The organism is Parasediminibacterium schistidii (genome assembly GCF_046546515.1).
Lineage (GTDB): Bacteria > Bacteroidota > Bacteroidia > Chitinophagales > Chitinophagaceae > Parasediminibacterium.
Genome location: NZ_JBKHKJ010000007.1, coordinates 45,083 through 61,503, shown reverse-complemented (window position 1 = coordinate 61,503; position 16,421 = coordinate 45,083). Strand labels below are relative to the sequence as shown.

The window sequence follows — 16,421 nt, the reverse complement described above, 5'->3', positions numbered from 1 at the left end:
GGTATATAGGTATCTCAGCAAACTATGACTATTAGCAGAGGTAGTTGATAAATATTTAATATATAATGTGTTTTACTCTAAATGAAACTAATATTTTAAACTATCCCATTTATAAAAGTATCAATAAATGACATTACTTTTTCGATTATCCTTTCGGTGAGTTTTTTGCGCTCTAATAATTTGGGTTTTGTTTGGAGCATGTTTACAACATCATCGGGAAGGGGTTTACGTTCTGTAAACAAATAATCGCCTATAACAGTATTGAGTTTAGCAGGATCTAATTTTTCTTCCTTGCATAACTCATTAAATGCTGCCTCTTTTTCGGCTTCTAAAAATACAGTAAAGGCATCTGGTATTTCTTCTACATCATTTATTAGTGGCAAATTTTCTTCAATGAATTTTTCTATCAACTCTTTCTTTGAACGTAGTTGTAATTCGCCAGTAAGTAAATCAATGATTTGCTTACGTTGTTTTTCCTGTTCTTCTTTTGTACCACCTTTTAGGGTTGCCAATAGTTTTAGAATGTATGCTACATTTATTTCATCCCTGTGAATGAGTTCTAATTCAAAATCAACATCGTTTAAAATTGATGTTTTCTCTTTCCCTCCAGTTCCTTTTGTACTGTCGTATAAGTCTAAGTATTTGCTGCGGTAATCTGCAAAATCTTGTTCGGGCATTTCTACTTTATCGAAAGTGAAATCGGCAAATGTTGTTAAGATGTTTTTTAACCTCATTAACTCTCTAAAAGCTTTTACAAATTCTAGTTTTTCTTCTTCATCTTTTAAATCATCTACACTATTTACCGTAGGTGCAATTTTTTTTAGTTCTTGAAAGGCTTTGTTGAACTTTTCTATATAATCTTCTACTGGCTGCATTATGATAACATCAATTGCCTGTTTATTAGAAAACAAGGTAATAGCATCGTCTGTAGCTGACTTGAGATTGCGAAAGCAAACAATATTGCCCTGGGATTTTTGTTCGTTTAAAATACGGTTGGTACGTGAGAAGGCTTGAATTAATCCATGGTATTTCAAATTCTTATCTACATACATTGTATTTAGTTTCTTGGCATCGAAACCTGTTAAGAACATATTTACTACCAATAATACATCTAACCTATCTTCTTCTTTGGCGGTTATTTTTTCTCGTTCCTTAACACGTTTGGCTATGTCTTTATAATAACTATAAAACGCTTCACTATCCTTAGTTGAAAATTTGGTTTTATAAATGGCGTTGTAATCTGCAATGTATTCATCTAGTTTATCACGGGAATGCGTACCATATACAGGTATGTCTTCATTAGCAATAAAAGTATTTTCAGGCAAATAACCATTTGCATCTTGGTCATCTTCATTTGTGCCATAAGAAAAGATGGTAGCCACTCTTAAATCGTGCTGACCAGCGATTTTCTTGGCTTTAAAGAGGTCGTAATACTTGATTAAGGTATTTACACTACTAACGCAAAACATGGCTGTAAAAGCCTTGTCATGCGTTTTACGGTTATGGTTAGCAATAATGTAATCAGTGATTTTATTGAGGCGGTCTGGAGATTCTAATAACTCGGCAGTATCTATATCCTCAACATTAATATCAATGTTGTTTTTACTCTCTTCTTTTTGTTTGTATTTGCCTACATACTCAACAGAAAATTTTAAAACATTTTCATCTCGGATGGCATCAGTAATTACATATTTATGCAAACAATCATCAAATAATTCTTTAGTAGTACGCAAGCCTAAAGCATTTTTTACCGCATTATCTGCAAAGATGGGCGTACCTGTAAAACCGAACATTTGAAAATTGTTGAAGAAGGCTTTTATCCGGTTGTGTGTTTCACCAAATTGGCTACGGTGGCATTCATCGAATATAAAAATGATTTTCTGTTCCTTCAGCTTTTCCATTTTAGCTAAATGCGATTGCTTACTAATAGCTGCATTTAGTTTTTGAATGGTGGTAACAATTAGTTTGGTGGTTTTTAGTTTTTTATCTTTGGTTAAATAATCACCCGAGAATTGCTTTACTAATGTCCTTGTATCGTCCGTGCCATCAATACTGCCTTCTGCAAAACTGTTATATTCTTTTGTGGTTTGATAATCCAGGTCTTTTCTATCTACCACAAATACTACTTTGTGTACCTGCGGCAATGTAATAAGTAGCTGACTAGCTTTAAAAGATGTGAGTGTTTTACCCGAACCTGTTGTATGCCATATATACCCGTTTTTAGTGCTGTTTTTCACCCTGTCCATGATGGCTTCGGTAGCGTAATATTGGTATGGGCGAAGCACCATTAATATTTTGTCTTCTGTTAGCACAATGTATTTGGTAATCATTTTGCTAATGTGGCAAGGTTCTAAAAATACGGTTGCAAAAGCCTCTAGCTGCCTAATGGTTTTGTTTTCTGTATCTGACCAATAGAAAGTTTGCTTAAATGACTGGTTGCGATTATTGGCGTAATATTTTGTATTAACCCCATTGCTGATAACAAATAACTGGACATATAAAAACAAGCCATGCGAAGCACCATAGGAATGCCGTTGATAACGGTTTGTTTGGTTGAATGCTTCTTTTAATTCTAAACCCCTACGCTTTAATTCTATTTGGACTAATGGTAAACCATTAATTAATAGCGTAACATCATAACGGTTTTTGTAAGTACCTTCTATGCTAATTTGCTGCGTAACCTGAAACTGATTTTGACACCAATGGTCTTGATTGATAAACTCTATATAACCAGTATCGCCATTGTCTTTTGTATATTTTGCTTTATCCCTTAAAATCTTTGCACGTTCAAATACATTTCCTTTGTTTAGGTGGTTTAGAATTTGTGCAAATTCGGTATTGGATAGGGTAGTTTGATTGTGCTTTTCTAATTGCCCTTTTAGGTTTTTTAATAAATCGGCTTCATCATTTATATTAATAATAGCATAGCCTAATAAGCCCAATTGCTTAACCAAGTTATTTTCGAGAATTTGTTCAGGTTGTGTGGACATTTAGGTGCTTAGTAATGAAAAATGAAATGAAATAAAACCCTTGCTTTAATAATTATTTTTTTATTGCAATTATTAAATGATTTGTATTTACGATAGCGATAAAAAACTAAAGTATTAATATTAAACGAGATAGTCGTTATTAAATTCATCAGGATAAATGATACTATAATTTTTTAGCCCAAGCCCATTTTTTTTATAAATGCAAATTTGAATAGCTGGCTTAACATCAAGATATTGTATTTTGCCAACTTCAAAGTTTAGCCTAAAAAGAAAGTTATCATTCTCTTGTATTGGAGAAACTGAATTTATGCCATATACCCTTACAGCTTCATAATGGAAGATTTTTAAAGTATCTTTCATGTGTGCTATAACCCTTCCAACGGTAGTTTTTCTGTTTAATAGATTTTTACTTCGCATTAATTCAACGCATTCATCAAAATCTACAAGATGTTCTGTGGTACCTACTAAATCAAAACATTTTTCAGTATTATAATCGCACTCGCAAGTACAAATTATATGCTTTCCCTTATAGCGGTGATTACCCCACCAATGTGCATTAGTTATAAAGGTATCCCAATAGTAATAACCTGTACCGAGCCAAGTATTAGGCCATTTACAAGGAAATGGTCCCCAATTCTCTACATCATCAGGATTATCTCTATTCTCAAGAGTTTGGTATAATATTTTTTTTGCCAATGGTTGCTAATTACAGTTGTATAGTATTTTGCTTTAGTGGTTCTTCTAAAGAACTAAGGTTCATTGTAGGCAACATTATGGGAGGAACATTGGCCTGAATGGTTACTATACTAACAAAAGAACGAACAAACGGGAATAATATAGCAATACTATTTCTGAAAAAATAGCTAGGGATTTCCTCAAAAGATGAAACGTTTTCAAACTTAAATAAACCAACACATTGAATACTTACAAATGGATTGTCTTGCTCGCCTTTAGCGAAAGCTTTGAAATTAAAAGTAAGTACAAAAGTTGCATCTTGACTGTTATAAACTCCTTTAGGGCTAAAATCTAATTCTAATTCTTCGTCATTAAAATTAGATACATCAATGGCAACTTTAGTAAAAGTGTATTGTTCAATTGAAAATGCGGCTTTGTTCATGTTGTAAAATTAAAAAATCCGAAGTAAACTTCGGATTTTGAATGTTATTTAAAAAATTTGGTTTTTGCCAGCTAATATTAGCTTCCCCTAATTTAAAATAATAGTGTGTCTTTTGTAAGAATTCATCTATTGTAACACCAGCCTCATCGTATTTTTCGGTTTTTAACCAATCTTCTTCGATTTGATTTTGAGGTGTTTCGTTGAGATACCTTCTTAATTCCTCTAACATCGGTTTCATCTCGTTTTTGTTTTTTAGTTATACACTTGGTATAAAGATAGTGATATCTCCGGCGAAAGTAAGTGTTTAGAGATACAAAAACATACTTTTTTTGAAAACTTTTACAATAAACGAAATACAAATTTGGCTTATTTTGTTCTTAAAGTAGTGCGGTTTTATCTAAAAATGCTAATAATGGTTGTTTATGGATGTCTATAAATTTTATTATTTCAGCAACAATATGTAAAACAAATCTGCTATTAAACTCTTTATCTTCATAAAGCTTACTTAATATGTTACTATTACTAAAGGTGATTTCATAACCTTCAAATGGTGGCAAAGTAAGATTATATGGCCACCAAGGCCTTTCGGATTTTTCGCCTGCATCATATAAGGTAGGTTTACCACCCATATTAAATACCCCTATAAAAACTGTATTACTACTTTCATTGAAAAACTCCGAGCCAAAAAATAAATTACTGCCTTCATACTTTTTGTATTTTATCCATATCTGTGCATTATCACCCGCATATATTTTAAATTCATTTCCTAATTTTTCGGATAAAATCGTAATTATAGATTGCTTAGTATTCTCATAAATTCTTTTTTTCAGAGGAAAAAAGTTATTGCTTATAAAAGTAGCTTCTTCAAAATTTTGGAGCATTAGCTTATTGAGTTCATCATCTTGTTTATTGTCCATTGAATAGGTTATTTTTTGAATTAGTAGTATGTATTGCCTGATTGTTTCCCTTAGTATTGGCTGTTCAGCAGATTCTTTTAAACATTTTTGAAGCCAACTAATAATGTGTGTTTTATAAGAAATGCAATGATAATCAACCCCACATTCAAGTGCGCCTTTGCTATAAGATGATGGGTTTGTACCAAAGGGCGTTAAATAGAAAACCGTATTGTAAGGATTATTGTAATTGCAATATCTTACTACTTGTTTTTCTTGCTCGGTATTTTCATCGATTTTATTTTCTATGGTAATACTTTGCTTATCGGCTTGAATATAAATATCTAAGTTACCGCCTGATTCTTTACCATTCTCTGTAATTACGGGACCTATATAGTGATTAGGCTTTACAGAAGCTGTTTTTACATTTAATGGCGTTATATTTTCTAGGTCGTAATAACCGATTGTTTCTAAAAATAATTGAAGGAATAAATTGCCTTTAAAATGTTTGCCATCAGGATTGAGTAATTCGGCTAAAAATGGGGTATGGGTTTTTGTTTCCATCTTTTCCATTTTTAGAATAGAAAATACATTAAAGCTTTCGCCTTTTAATTTCTCAACTTCTTTTTGGTGATTGATAATCAACCTTGTTTGTTTCAACAAGTTTTTTGTACTCTGTATCATAGTTAGCAAAACATTTTTTGTAACAAACCCTTTTTCCATTGGGTGGATTCGTTTATTTGGGTTTGTACTTTATTTATTTTATCATCTATTGAAGTAAGAAAATTGGCGATTTTGGTTTGCTCTTTAACACAAGGGAAACTTAATAAAAGCTTTGACAAACGAGTTGCTGATATACTTAATACTTTTGAACCCTGGGATACCTTTTGAATTTGTGTACGAACAAATGTTGATTTAAAAAGATACCCTCCAAAGCCGATACTTAATTTCTCTAAATCTGGTCTTGCCAAAATGGTGTGTAAACCCGATAACAATTTTTCATTGTTAAGATTTACTAATTCAATAGATTTTCCCACATCATTCAAATCTTCTGAAGCATCTGCAAGAATTAAATCACCCTCTTTACAATAGTTATCTTCTGAAATTCTGCCTATAAATATTTCACTATTAATAAAAGGAACACTCTCTTTAGTTATATCAAATAGGGTTTGGAATTTTGTATGAATATCTCCGTAGTGAATATTTTTTACTGTGCCATCTTCATAATTCAATTGTTCTCTTGAAAAGGAGTTTGTAATCTTAAACGAATAAACCTCACCCAACTTCTTTTCTTCCCAATCTGGGTAATCTTCTCCGTTATCATCTTTAAAGCGTAATTGTTGGGTAAACAATTGCTGCATGATGCCTTGTTTGTATTGTTCTAAAAGGCTTTTTTTCTTTTTGAGGGCTTGTATTTTATCGTCTATAGCTGTGAAAAATGAGGCTATTTTTTGTTGTTCGGGAAGGGTGGGGAAAGTAATTGGAATAGCATTACAATTGTCCTTATTCATATATGGTACAGCCGTTTTAGTTGCAACCCTATCCATATATTTTTTTTGCAGACTTACTTGGTAAAGAAGAAACCTGTAATTGATTTCGCTTTGGGGTATAAAAGCATGTAATTGTTGATTAATGACGATTTCTTTACCTGTTATAGCCGCTAACCCAAGTTCACCTACACAAGCAATTACAATAGAGTTTATTGGAACTATTTTCGAACCAACCCTCTTTGCTTCTTCTCTGGAAATGTTCAAACCGCTTTTTGAAAAAGTTATTGTGCCATTATGTTGTATATCTGGTGTAGTAATCCATGGAATAGTGCCTTCAAAACTTGTAGGCTTATTTCTGCCAGGTACAATGCTGTCACATAGTTCTCCCACTTTTTTTGTTTCCCATTCACCTTTAAATTCAGTAAAACGCAACGCAGGTATTTTTATTGTGTTTTCCATATTAAAAAGGGGCTATAATATTTAATTCTAGACAAAACTGGGCAATAGTGGCATCGTTAGTTTTTATATTGGTCTCCAATGCTTTTAGCTCATTGGCAATAGCATCTATATTTATGGTTTCTTCGGCTTCAAAAGTATCTACATATCGGGGTATGTTTAGGTTGTAGCCATTATCTGCCACTTGCTGCAACAAAGCCACATGGCTGTATTTGGGTTTATTTATGCGCTCTTTAACAGTGTCTATAATTAAATCAATATCATCATCTCGCAAATAGTTTTGGTTGCCGCTTTTTTCAAAGTATTGGCTACTATCTATAAATAAAATATCGTTTGGGTTTTCCCTGCATTTCTTCAACACTAAAATACAAGTAGGTATGCTAGTACCGTAAAAAATATTGGCTGGCAAGCCAATAACTGCATCCAGATAGTTACGGTCTTCTATCAGGTATTGCCTTATATGCCCCTCGGCACCACCACGAAACAATACACCATGTGGGACTACAACGGCCATTGTGCCATTATCTGCCAATTGATGCACCATGTGTTGTATAAAAGCGAAGTCGGCTTTTGTGGTTGGTGCTAATTTGCCGTATTGGCTAAAACGGTCATCGCTCATAAATAATGGGCTGGCCGACCAATGGGCAGAGAAAGGGGGATTGGCAACAATAGCCTCGAAACGCATATCGAAATGCTGCGGCTTTTCTAATGTGTCTTCTTGCTTGATGTCGAACTTTTGGTAATGCACACCGTGCAAAATCATGTTCATACGGGCCAGATTGTACGTAGTACGGTTTAATTCCTGCCCATAGAAATTGCCTACATCCTGTACTTGCTTTTTAATGCGAAGCAATAGCGAACCCGAACCGCAGGTACCGTCGTATGCCGATTTTATTTTTTGCTTGCCAATGGTAACCAACCGGGCTAATACTGTAGATACTTCCTGCGGGGTGTAAAATTCACCCGCTTTTTTACCTGCACCACTTGCAAATTTACCAATAAGATATTCGTAGGCATCGCCCAAAACATCTAACTCGGTATTGCTTAATTGAAAATCTATTTTATCTAAATGCGCCAATACTTTGGCAATAAGTGTATTTTTTTCAGTTTCGGTACGCCCTAACTTGGTACTGGTTAAATCAAGATCCTCAAAGAGATTATCAAAATCATCTTCGCTATCTGTACCCATTGTGCTTTGCTCAATATTTTTTAGGATGTTGCCTAAATCTTCTAAAATAAAATTGCTTTGGTAAGTATTACTATCTTTTAATTCGGTGGCTTCTGCTGCAACTTTATTGCCACGTTTTGCCACCTGGCTAAACAATTCACTTGGTTTTAGAAAATAGCCTAGGGTGGTTAAAGATGCTTCTTTAATGGCGGTTAAATATTCCTTGCCTTCGGCTGTGTTTTCGTTAATGCTTTCGTACTTAATGCCATCTTCTTGCAAAATGGTATTGGCGTAGATGTGCATTTTCTCTGACAAATATTTATAGAAGATAAAGCCCAGGATATAATCCCTAAACTCGTCTGCATCCATTTTGCCCCTAAGTGTATTGGCAATATTCCAAAGCTGTTGTTCCAATTGTTTCTTTTGGTCTTCTGACATATTGCTTAATCGTATAGTAAATTGAATAATGAAATATTGCCAAATATAAAGAGGCGAGATTTTAAAAAACGCAACTGGCAAAAACTAAATAAATAAATCGTGGTCTGAACTGTGCCGGTGAAGGTATTTGCTTAAATAAAAATTTGCACCCCATTGTTTTACATAGGGCATGATAAGGGTACGGTTATAAAACTTGGTGGACTTGCCACCGATTGTATTTGACCAATTTTTCTTAATGGTACTCTCTGTTTTTTTGCTGACAGGCAAAGACAAATCAATAAGGGCATGGGTATGGTAGCCATAGGTAGTATCGAAAGGCTCTGCAACCCAAAATATAGTAACTGGGGCAAATTGCTTGTTTAGGGCTTCGTAAAAGCTAGTCATTGCAGAACGGGCAAGCGTTAAAGACATTGGTTTTAATGCCGTGAAAGTGCAGTAATACTGCCAACTGAACGTTTCTAAATAAACACCCCACGCATTAATAAGTGATTCTTTTGGTGTGCAGGAATGCTTGGGTAAAGGCAATAGTAAGGTACTAGTATGTGGATGCATACATAAAGTGTTTTTGAAATGACAATAAAAGCCCCTACGCCAAATGGAGGTTTGGCGAAATAGACACAGGGCAATACAATAAAAAAGGAGTAGAACTTACAGGCGGCCGCACTATAAATTAATGGGTAAGAGATTGCTTTTATTTTTTAAAAGCCTTGTGGTAATTCTTGTTTAAGAGAGCTTCTACATCGGACAAGCGATAGTAGATTTTTGCCCCAACCTGGGAGAAAGAAATAATGCCTTGGTCTCGGTAGCTTTGGGCTGTACGCTTTGAGATTTTAAGCTGTTGCATCAGCTCTGTGTTGTCGAGCCAAATTTCTTTGGGTGTTTTTTCTTTGGCATCAAGCCTTTTGTGAACCGATTCGATTTTATCAACTATTAAGTTGAATGCTTCTGATTGGATTGTAACTACTTCCATTTTTACTTAATTGCGTGTAATAAATTAATTCAACAATGCAAAAATGAGAGCTACGGTGCAAATAAAAGGGTTACAGGGGGTTATATAACCCTTTGTAAAACCCTTTACTGCAAAGGGTTTCAGCGAAAAAAATTTTATTTAAACTTCTTTATTTCTGCTGTTAAAGTGTAAAAATGCTTTGCCCAAAACTCAGCAGCTTTACTATCTGGCTGGTTGAAAAGAATGCGTAGTTTGTCGGTACTAATCCCTTCTTCTTTGGATTGCTTGGTTTCAAAATTAGTAGAAATAAACCTATGCAATTCCGCTTCTGTTTTGACCATAAAAATATTTGGTTTTAGTTCATTCAGCATTTTGAATAAAAGAGCCAACTGCGGAACGGATAAGTTTGTTTTTAGTTTAGGGGTAAGCACTTTTTCATCTACTGCATTTGGAATAATTGGAGTTGGGTTTAATTCTTCAATTTGTTGTTGGATAAAATTATGAATAGCGGCAAAGTGAGTATTGAAATAGTATTGGTAAAAAGTTTTTTGAATATTATACCATTCTCTATCATAATCTGGGGTAAATTTGTTATCTACCTGTGTTGGGATAGTTGAAAGGATTTCATATAGCTTATTACCTGGATCAAAAACTGGTAAGCAAGGAATCATACCTTCAAAATCAATGTTGTAGTAGGATAAAATTACATCAATATTTTCGTGTTCCCGATTACTATATCGCTCAAGGTGTCTTAAAGAATGTTGCAACCTATTTAAATATGGCTTTCTATCATCCTTGCCTAAAGCAATGAGCATATTAAGAATTTCATTTCTAGCACCTTCTAAAGAAATTTCAAGTTTAGATTTAAAATCTAAAGGTGAAAAAGGTTGAGTAAGATACCCATTTAAAGTTATTAGCAATTCCGAGAATTGTTCAAACTGTATTTGCTTGGTATTTATATCATTTATTTTAGGATTTTGTATCTGTAAGCCTAAAACGGTGGATTTATAGTCTTCAAAAGCTTTTTCAGTTGCTTCTTTATAATATGGAAAGGCTCTTTTATAACTAGACCAGATATATTTAACATTATTTAATTCACTAGCATTACTTTGAAATTCCACAATTTCAGGTGCCCAATAAGCCTTATGATATTTTTTTGCAAAGGCCTCTATCCTATTTGCTGGGCTGTGTGTTATAAATTGCGTTAAGGATAAGGCAAAAAAACGAGTAGCTTCCTGATTGTTTAAATTATTGATTTTATTATATATCAATTGATTAAATTCCCAAAGTATTTTACCTGAAAGCAACCTGTCATAATCCATGGGGTCAAATTTTTGTGTCTCCCATTCATCACATACTTTTTTATAGTAAATGACACTCTCATTTGCAAAAAAATTCTCAAGTTCTTCTACCAAAAAAATTTCTTCTTCTACTTTTAGATTGATTAGTTTATCATCCATGCTTTACATATATTTTCTAGTGTGTTAATCGTTAAAAACATCCATTGCCTTGTCTAATTCGGAACTTACAATTTTAGCGTAAATCTGGGTTTCACGGATATTTGCATGACCCATTAATTTTGAAACCTTATCAATGCTAATGCCTTTCCTTAATGCCCTCGTAGCCCATGTATGTCGGCTAATATGAAAGGATAAGGGCTTATCTAAATTAAGCTTTGTGGCAATTAATTTCAGGTTTTTATTGATGTATGCGGTTGCACTACTTAGTGCATTATCCAAAACTCTTGGATTTTTTGCATCTAAATCATTTGCCAGCATAGGAAAAATATAGTCATTTGTATTGCCATCCGGCTTAGTATATTTTTCAATTATTGCTAATGCCTTGTTTGGCACTTTTACTGATATTTGGCCACCTGTTTTTTGCATAGTGATATTGAGATTAGTACCGTCAAAATCTTTCCTTTTTAACTGTAAAATATCTGAAATTCTAATGCCGCCAGTGTATGATGAAAAAACAAACATATCCCTGTGTAATTCCAAACGGGTGCCAGGCGTAGGCTGGTAATTTTCTATTAGATTAAGTTCATCCTCTGACAAATAAGCACGTTGGGTTTTTTCTGATTTGATTTTGAATTTATTAAAAGGAATAATTTTATGATCTATCAAATCTTGGTTGTAAGCAAGTTTGAACATTTGGCTAATAAACTTAAAACTATTGTTTGCAGTATTGGTTTTATTGTTCAGGGTGTTTTTTAAATAGTTCTGATATTTAGTTAGAAATTCCGGGGTAATGTCTTGAAAGGTTAACGTAGCAGCATTTGCAAAGTTTTTTAATTTTGCAATGACGGCTTTGTTTTTATCGTAAGTGCCAATTTTGCCATCTTTTAAAAATGGCTCAATTGCTGATTCCGCAAATTCAAAAAAATTCAAAGCTTTTTTACCGTAAATTGCTTCTTTTAATTGTGTAGTGGTTGTGGACTTGTTAATGGTTTCGTATTCAAATACTTTATCCTGAAGCTCTGCAAACTTGTTTGTAAGCAATGAATTGAGCCTGGCACTATTTGTATGCTTAGGCTTTATTTTGTTTTTCGTACTATCCCAACTATCCTCTGGGATTGAAATAGAAGACGAAATGTAGCTTATCTTTCTGTCTTTTATGATACGAAAGTGAATTGGGGCCTCGCCCTTTTTGTTTATTTTGTCTTTGCGCAAAACGATTGAAATACTAGCCATTTGATAATGATGTTATACTTCAAATTTACGCAAAAAAGTGCAAACTAGGGTAAACAAAGGGGTAAACATTTGCTTTATTTATTCACACTAGGCTACTTTTAGATGCTTTTTTAGTTTTGCTAAAGGGCTTATTTACAATGAGTTACGATGTATTTTTACGAAATTGAGTGCAATAAGAGTAATCCCTGCGGAATCACAAGCCAGTAAAGGGTTTCATTAAATGAAGCCCTTTTTTTGTGCTGATGATTGTCAATTATTGTACTTCATAAATTTTAGTTTGTAGCTCAATAAGTTTTAAAATAAAAGATATTTATAATACTAAATAAGCCATATTTTATTTGAGTCAAATATTTTTATAGTTTGAGCTATAAATCTAAAAGGGGTGAGAGAATTAAGCAGTAACGAAAAAGCATAATTGATATAATAAAGGAAAAGCCTTCGATTTCATCCAAGGAAATACATACAGGTATTGAGATGGTTATTGGCTACGCAACAGTTAAAAGGGTATTGAAAACATTGATCCCGCAAAACTTGCTAAGCGTCAAAATTTTAAACAAGTAATCCAAGCTGCCAATTATCAGATTTAAATTGAAATACAAGTGAAAAGCAAAGTATTTTCTTGGGATAACTGAAAAAGTAGCCTATTTTGCAACTTGTATTTAGGCACTGCCTATATACCCCTATTCTATTTAAATTCGCTTTTGAGATTTGTGTCAGCCACTTGATAGCTTCAACCCGGATTTTGCAGTTGAAATCTATTGCAAGACTCAACTACTTCAAACACAAGCATTTGCTTGATTTTTTGGCCTTGCCATAGTACACTATGTTTTCGACCAAAAATTCGGCTCAAATACTTGTCTTTATTGCATTTGAGCCTTTCATAACGAAGTCAACTGCATAATCCGGGTTCAATATATTTCCCTTGCAAACGCAAAACAACTACTGATGAAAATTATTTTTTGGATAAGCCTTTTCCTTGTTTTTTATACCTACCTAGGTTATGGTATTGTATTGTTTATAATGATAAAAATAAAACGGTTGTTTAAAGGCAGGCCTGTTTTGCCCGGCTACCACCACCTGCCCACGCTTACGATTATTGTGGCGGCCTACAACGAGGAAGATTTTATTGAGCAAAAAATCCAAAACACATTGTCGCTGGAATACCCTGCCGGCAAGATGCAATATATTTTTGTAACAGATGGCTCGTCAGACACCACTCCCGCCATCGTGGCAAAATACCCACAGATTAAATTATTGCATTCGTCAGAGCGGAAAGGTAAAATTGCGGCCATGCACAGAACCATGAAAGAGGTAACCACGGAAGTAGTTGTATTTACCGATGCCAATACGTTTTTAAACAAAAAAGCCCTTCTAAACATCAGCCGCCACTATGCCGATCCAAGGGTAGGTGCGGTTTCTGGCGAGAAAAGGGTGCAAATAGACGCCACCGCCGATGCCACTGCTGGCGAAGGCATGTACTGGAAATATGAATCAAAACTAAAAACATGGGATTCTGAAATGTATTCCGTGGTTGGTGCAGCAGGGGAATTGTTCAGCATTAAAACAGCTTTGTACAAGCCTGTGCCTCCCAATGCTATTATAGACGATTTTATGATTTCTATGTTGATTGCAAAGGCTGGCTACCGCATTATTTATGAGCCAGATGCTTATGCCAGCGAAAACACATCGGAAAATGTAAAAGAGGAATTAAAAAGAAAGATACGCATCGCTGCCGGGGGCTTACAATCTATTATTTGGCTGAAAGACTTGCTGCTGCCCTTTAAATTTCCCTTGCTTAGTTTTCAATACATCAGCCACCGGGTACTGCGCTGGACAATCACCCCTTTCCTTATGGTGCTCGTATTTGTATTAAACTGGTTTCTGGCATTGAATGCAATACCTTTTTTATACAGCATTATACTTGCCGCCCAAGTATCGTTTTACAGCATGGCACTGCTAGGATGGTATTTTGAAAGCAGGCAAGTAAAAGTGAAGCTACTGTTTATCCCGTTTTATTTCTGCATGATGAACTGGGCCGTGATGGCTGGCATTGTCCGCTACCTAAAAGGCAACCAGTCTGTGTTATGGGAAAAGGCAGGGAGGAAGAAGGGGTGAGTGGTCAGTGGTTAGTCATCAGTGATAAGTGGATAGTTTTAAAGAGATAGTGCGTTTGCCCAGAACCCTAAACGGCTTGAACAAAAGTAGCCATGGGTGCAACCCGTGGTAGGTACAAAAGCCATGGCAGTTACAAATAGTGGCAGAAAAATAGGAAACTAATTTTAAAAATATACTTAAACACAAAATAGGCAGCCCCAAAATAAGGCTGCCTATTTGATTAACACTAAACAATAAAATACTCAATTATGCTTTTTTAGCTGAAGAAGCTGGTGCTATTGAAGGGGTAGTAGGTGTTGCTGTGGAAGCAGGAGTAGCTGTAGAAGTGGAAGCAGTTTTTTTGCTGCAAGATTTCCCTTCTTTTTTACAGCATTCTTTGCCTTTGGTACATTTCTTTTCTCCTTGCTGGGCAATGGCTGCACCACCTAATACTAATGCGGCCGCGGCTAATACAAATACTTTTTTCATCGTTTATTTTTTAATGATTATTTAATTTCTTTTCAAAAGTAAGCCGCATTTTTCGATAATTAGTGAGCATGTTTTGTTAAAAAAACGATTACTACTTTTATACTCGCTACCATACGCTTTGCCCCTTTACCTATCCCCTTTTTTCTTCTAACTACCAGTTAGCCAAAACAGTTACGCCACCTTTTACTACTTGGTTCAGTTTCACGGCTATTTCAGTACCAGGAGGCAACAACACATCTACCCTGCTGCCAAATTTTATAAAGCCATATTCTTCTGTTTGGTTTACCAACTGGCCTACTTTGGTATAGTTGCATATACGTTTTGCCAATGCGCCAGCTATTTGTTTGTACAAGATAGTGCCACGTTCATTTCTCACTGCCACGCTCCAGCGCTCATTGTCGGTAGAGCTTTTTGGGTGCCAAGCTACTAGGTATTTGCCTTTGTGGTATTGGTTATACACTACTTCGCCACTTATGGGGTTCCGGTTCACATGCACATTGGCTGGGCTCATGAATATGCTTACCTGTATGCGCTTGTCTTTAAAATATTCCACGTCGGTTATTTCTTCTATCACCACCACTTTTCCATCGGCAGGGCAAATGATATGCCCGTTGTCCAGGATATGGTTCCGGGTGGGGATACGGAAAAAGGATATGATAAACAACAGCAAGGCGAGCGTAACAATAAAAATAGCTTGAGATAACAAAGGCGATGAATCTTTTAAAAAACTAAAAGACAATACATTAATAACGCCAAAACAAAGTGCCGTGATGGCAATGGTAGGGTATCCTTCCTTGTGAATAGTCATGCAAAAAATTTAGGCAGCAAATATAAAGGATAGCAACAGCTAGAAATCAATAGGCAAGAAACTAAATGCTTTGTGCTTCTGCTACTACTCAGGTGCAAGTTTGGTTAATTAGCCAAGAAGGCACGAAGACTCAAAGCGGCACAAAGTTTTAAGGCAAGAAAAGACAAAGACAAAAAGAAGAAAAATTATATTATCAATATCTTTTAACCTTCGTGTTTTTGAGCCTTAGTGGCTGCTACAATGCTTTTTCCATTTCGTAGTGAGGGATTGTTACCTCAATAAATTCATTGCCGTTTACAACATAGCCTAGTTTTTCATAAAACCCTATTACCGGCTTCCTTGCGTGCATGGTTATTTTTTTAAACCCAGCATCCCTTGCTACATTCTCGGCAAAAATCATCAATGCCCTGCCAATGCCCTTACCTTGCAGACCATCCAATACAGCCATCTGCCTTAGCCTTACTGCATCTTTTTCCGTTTGGGTAAGCAAGCAGCAGGCTTCCATTTCATCATCATCAAAGCAACCTAGCAAAATATCGTCTTTTTCTTTCTCTAATTCTTCTTGCGTGAAAGAAAGCCCAAGTGGATCCCTGAGTATTTTTTTGCGAAGCGCAACCATTTGCTCGTACTCTGCTGTGCCGTGATCAATAAATTTTAATGCCATAGTGATGATTTAAGCTGTATTATTTATAAGAAAAAGACAATCGTTTATTTATATAGATAATTTCTCGTGCTACAATTAACTAAAAAGACATACTCAATGGATTTTTTAGGGCTTAAAAATACAATAGTTTTATTAATAGGCTAGAGGTTTTATTCAATGGTGTCCATAAAGT

15 protein-coding genes and 1 pseudogene are annotated in these 16,421 nt (G+C 34.9%); 1 reads left to right on the top strand and 15 read right to left on the bottom strand.

Annotated features, from left to right (window positions below; translation table 11 throughout):
* Positions 1–95: 95 nt before the first annotated feature.
* The 12 genes and pseudogenes from ACHFIY_RS05820 to ACHFIY_RS05765 all read right to left on the bottom strand — a co-directional run.
* A complete protein-coding gene (locus tag ACHFIY_RS05820; protein WP_410845125.1) occupies positions 96–2,990 on the bottom strand; it encodes a type I restriction endonuclease subunit R in 2,895 nt (964 codons plus the stop codon).
* A 120-nt stretch (positions 2,991–3,110) separates the two neighbouring features.
* Positions 3,111–3,686 (bottom strand): hypothetical protein, encoded by a 576-nt coding sequence (locus ACHFIY_RS05815; RefSeq protein WP_410845124.1) that lies wholly within the window; start codon positions 3,684–3,686, stop codon positions 3,111–3,113.
* Between the two features lie 10 nt (positions 3,687–3,696).
* Positions 3,697–4,107 carry a protein-export chaperone SecB gene (locus ACHFIY_RS05810; protein WP_410845123.1) on the bottom strand — a complete coding sequence of 137 codons (411 nt, stop codon included), beginning with the start codon at positions 4,105–4,107 and terminating at the stop codon, positions 3,697–3,699.
* On the bottom strand, positions 4,082–4,345 hold the full coding sequence (locus ACHFIY_RS05805) for a hypothetical protein (RefSeq protein ID WP_410845122.1): 264 nt from the start codon (positions 4,343–4,345) through the stop codon (positions 4,082–4,084). Before ACHFIY_RS05805 ends, ACHFIY_RS05810 begins: the two co-directional genes overlap by 26 nt.
* Positions 4,346–4,484: 139 nt before the next feature.
* Positions 4,485–5,684, bottom strand: coding sequence for a PDDEXK-like family protein (locus ACHFIY_RS05800; protein WP_410845121.1), 1,200 nt, complete (start codon positions 5,682–5,684; stop codon positions 4,485–4,487).
* A gap of 2 nt (positions 5,685–5,686) precedes the next feature.
* Positions 5,687–6,949: a restriction endonuclease subunit S gene (locus tag ACHFIY_RS05795; protein ID WP_410845120.1), complete on the bottom strand. Its 1,263-nt coding sequence runs from the start codon at positions 6,947–6,949 to the stop codon at positions 5,687–5,689.
* 1 nt (position 6,950) lies between these two features.
* Positions 6,951–8,552 (bottom strand): type I restriction-modification system subunit M, encoded by a 1,602-nt coding sequence (locus ACHFIY_RS05790; protein WP_410845119.1) that lies wholly within the window; start codon positions 8,550–8,552, stop codon positions 6,951–6,953.
* An 84-nt stretch (positions 8,553–8,636) separates the two neighbouring features.
* Complete coding sequence (locus ACHFIY_RS05785) at positions 8,637–9,104, bottom strand: hypothetical protein (RefSeq protein WP_410845118.1); 468 nt, start codon at positions 9,102–9,104, stop codon at positions 8,637–8,639.
* A 139-nt stretch (positions 9,105–9,243) separates the two neighbouring features.
* Positions 9,244–9,522 (bottom strand): helix-turn-helix domain-containing protein, encoded by a 279-nt coding sequence (locus ACHFIY_RS05780; protein WP_410845117.1) that lies wholly within the window; start codon positions 9,520–9,522, stop codon positions 9,244–9,246.
* A 134-nt stretch (positions 9,523–9,656) separates the two neighbouring features.
* Positions 9,657–10,961, bottom strand: coding sequence for a hypothetical protein (locus ACHFIY_RS05775; RefSeq protein WP_410845116.1), 1,305 nt, complete (start codon positions 10,959–10,961; stop codon positions 9,657–9,659).
* A 24-nt stretch (positions 10,962–10,985) separates the two neighbouring features.
* Positions 10,986–11,891, bottom strand: a complete 906-nt coding sequence (locus tag ACHFIY_RS05770; RefSeq protein WP_410845209.1) for a tyrosine-type recombinase/integrase — start codon at positions 11,889–11,891, stop codon at positions 10,986–10,988.
* A 39-nt stretch (positions 11,892–11,930) separates the two neighbouring features.
* A pseudogene (locus tag ACHFIY_RS05765) lies at positions 11,931–12,194 on the bottom strand (Arm DNA-binding domain-containing protein); the annotation flags it as partial.
* A gap of 945 nt (positions 12,195–13,139) precedes the next feature.
* On the opposite strand from ACHFIY_RS05765, the gene ACHFIY_RS05760 reads away from it, so the two are divergent.
* Positions 13,140–14,309, top strand: a complete 1,170-nt coding sequence (locus tag ACHFIY_RS05760) for a glycosyltransferase family 2 protein (RefSeq protein ID WP_410845115.1) — start codon at positions 13,140–13,142, stop codon at positions 14,307–14,309.
* Between the two features lie 246 nt (positions 14,310–14,555).
* Here ACHFIY_RS05760 and ACHFIY_RS05755 read toward each other — a convergent pair whose 3' ends face one another.
* The 3 genes from ACHFIY_RS05755 to ACHFIY_RS05745 form a co-directional block, all read right to left on the bottom strand.
* The gene (locus ACHFIY_RS05755; RefSeq protein ID WP_410845114.1) at positions 14,556–14,777 is read right to left on the bottom strand and encodes a hypothetical protein; all 222 of its coding nucleotides are present in this window, start codon (positions 14,775–14,777) and stop codon (positions 14,556–14,558) included.
* A 151-nt stretch (positions 14,778–14,928) separates the two neighbouring features.
* On the bottom strand, positions 14,929–15,585 hold the full coding sequence (locus tag ACHFIY_RS05750) for a phosphatidylserine decarboxylase family protein (RefSeq protein ID WP_410845113.1): 657 nt from the start codon (positions 15,583–15,585) through the stop codon (positions 14,929–14,931).
* 235 nt (positions 15,586–15,820) lie between these two features.
* Entirely contained in the window at positions 15,821–16,249 is a 429-nt protein-coding gene (locus ACHFIY_RS05745; RefSeq protein ID WP_410845112.1) for a GNAT family N-acetyltransferase, read from the bottom strand.
* Between the last annotated feature and the right edge of the window lie 172 nt (positions 16,250–16,421).

Coding starts and splice junctions, on each gene's coding strand:
- ACHFIY_RS05820 (WP_410845125.1), bottom strand. CDS start 2,990: ATGTCCACACAACCTGAACAAATTCTCGAAAATAACTTGGTTAAGCAA.
- ACHFIY_RS05810 (WP_410845123.1), bottom strand. CDS start 4,107: ATGAACAAAGCCGCATTTTCAATTGAACAATACACTTTTACTAAAGTT.
- ACHFIY_RS05805 (WP_410845122.1), bottom strand. CDS start 4,345: ATGAAACCGATGTTAGAGGAATTAAGAAGGTATCTCAACGAAACACCT.
- ACHFIY_RS05800 (WP_410845121.1), bottom strand. CDS start 5,684: ATGATACAGAGTACAAAAAACTTGTTGAAACAAACAAGGTTGATTATC.
- ACHFIY_RS05795 (WP_410845120.1), bottom strand. CDS start 6,949: ATGGAAAACACAATAAAAATACCTGCGTTGCGTTTTACTGAATTTAAA.
- ACHFIY_RS05790 (WP_410845119.1), bottom strand. CDS start 8,552: ATGTCAGAAGACCAAAAGAAACAATTGGAACAACAGCTTTGGAATATT.
- ACHFIY_RS05785 (WP_410845118.1), bottom strand. CDS start 9,104: ATGCATCCACATACTAGTACCTTACTATTGCCTTTACCCAAGCATTCC.
- ACHFIY_RS05780 (WP_410845117.1), bottom strand. CDS start 9,522: ATGGAAGTAGTTACAATCCAATCAGAAGCATTCAACTTAATAGTTGAT.
- ACHFIY_RS05775 (WP_410845116.1), bottom strand. CDS start 10,961: ATGGATGATAAACTAATCAATCTAAAAGTAGAAGAAGAAATTTTTTTG.
- ACHFIY_RS05760 (WP_410845115.1), top strand. CDS start 13,140: ATGAAAATTATTTTTTGGATAAGCCTTTTCCTTGTTTTTTATACCTAC.
- ACHFIY_RS05755 (WP_410845114.1), bottom strand. CDS start 14,777: ATGAAAAAAGTATTTGTATTAGCCGCGGCCGCATTAGTATTAGGTGGT.
- ACHFIY_RS05750 (WP_410845113.1), bottom strand. CDS start 15,585: ATGACTATTCACAAGGAAGGATACCCTACCATTGCCATCACGGCACTT.
- ACHFIY_RS05745 (WP_410845112.1), bottom strand. CDS start 16,249: ATGGCATTAAAATTTATTGATCACGGCACAGCAGAGTACGAGCAAATG.